The sequence below is a fragment of the Pseudarthrobacter kochi genome (genome assembly GCF_055412805.1).
This window is the reverse complement of record NZ_JBVAYV010000109.1, coordinates 1-1434: the sequence shown is the minus strand read 5'-3', so window position 1 is coordinate 1434 and position 1434 is coordinate 1. Positions and strand designations below refer to the sequence as shown.

General features: G+C 61.6%; 1 protein-coding gene and 2 pseudogenes. 2 read left to right on the top strand and 1 reads right to left on the bottom strand.

The window, feature by feature from the left end; translation table 11 throughout:
* Nucleotides 1-349: pseudogene (locus tag ACZY0Y_RS19850) on the top strand (hypothetical protein); the annotation flags it as partial.
* Complete coding sequence (locus ACZY0Y_RS19845) at nucleotides 342-1010, top strand: transposase (protein WP_463959937.1); 669 nt, start codon at nucleotides 342-344, stop codon at nucleotides 1008-1010. The pseudogene ACZY0Y_RS19850 and the gene ACZY0Y_RS19845, both read left to right, overlap by 8 nt.
* A gap of 212 nt (nucleotides 1011-1222) precedes the next feature.
* Here the strand turns inward: ACZY0Y_RS19845 and ACZY0Y_RS19840 are convergent.
* A pseudogene (locus tag ACZY0Y_RS19840) lies at nucleotides 1223-1434 on the bottom strand (hypothetical protein); the annotation flags it as partial.

Genomic DNA, 1434 nt, shown 5'->3' with positions numbered 1-1434 from the left:
GACCCTGCGCGGTGAAGGTCTTTGTGTACTGGAAGTGAACCGCCCGAACCGGGCCGCGCGCCGACTCAAGGGCAAATCCGATCCGCTGGACGCCTACCAAGCGGCCCAATCGGTACTGGACGGCCGGACCAAATCGGTCCCGAAAGCCAAAGACGGTCCCGTTGAATGCCTGCGAATACTGCGCGCCGGGCGCACCTCGGCGGGTGAAGGCCCGCACCGCAGCAATCAATCAGATCAAGGGTTTGCTCGTTTCGGCTCCGGACAAACTCCGGGCGAAATACCGCGGGCTTGGAACCTCGGCGATGATCACGGCCCTGCAGCGCACCCGACCTTCGGGCCATATGGCTGACCCCGAGTACGTGTGCTTGCTGACGTTGAAGGTCCTGGCCAACCGTTGCCACTCCCTCGCGGCAGAAATCGCCACCGCTGACGCTGCCCTCCAGGAAATCCTCGACACCTACGCGCCGATGCTCTGTGATCTTCCAGGTGTCGGAACGGAAGTAGCCAGCCAGCTCCTGGTCACTGTCGGGGACAACCCAGACCGCCTTGGAAATGAGGCCCAGTTCGCTGCCCTCGTCGGGGTCGCACCCATACCGGCATCCTCGGGCAAAACGACCCGTCACCGGCTCAGCAGAGGCGGTGACCGCAACGCCAACCATGCCTTGTATCAGGTCGTCCTGGTCCGTATGGCCTCGTGCCAACGGACCAAGGACTACGTGGCCAAACGCACCGCGGAGGGCAAGAGCAAACGGGAAATCATGCGCTGCCTCAAACGCTACGCAGCCCGGGAAATCTACCGCCAGATCACCAACCCCCAAGGAGCGCCAAACAACACCGATCTGCGCCAAATGCGCACCACACTCGGTTGCACCATCACGACCGCAGCGCGCGAACTTGGCCAATGGCCCTCCAAAATTTCCCTCCTGGAACGAGGCCTCCTCCGCAACGACGCCCTGGCCACGAACTACCGCCAGTGGTTGACCGAACAAACACTCCAAAACGCAATTTGACGCCTATACGAGTCGTCGTAGACACGAGTGGGTCCAGGGATCGCCGGAGCTCTGCGAAGGACAGCACTGGATCCGACCGCCGGCCGCGCCAGCGGACGCCCGCCAATTGGTTAGAGCGCAGCGGAAGCCAAGTGCCTTGATACTCTGTCGGCGCTCCACCCTCAGAAGGGACACAGAGATGGGCCTCAGAAGTCTCTTTCAGCGAAAGGCCGTTACAACGACCGTGATCGTGGTGTTATCTCCGGGCCGTATCCGAGAGCTTCCCAGTCGATGGTGTTGAACCCGCTGGGCAAAATCAGGTCAGAGATCTCCTTCCGACTCGCGTTGACGAACGCCTGTCGAAGTTCAGGTTCCTCGATCACTCTCGCAGCCCCTCCTTGGTCATAGCTGTTGTCCTGGCGTCCTCGTCTCAGATGATCCGGCT

What these genes read in the sequence shown, in the direction of transcription:
- ACZY0Y_RS19845 (WP_463959937.1), top strand. Translation starts at nt 342, where the DNA reads ATGGCTGACCCCGAGTACGTGTGCTTGCTGACGTTGAAGGTCCTGGCC.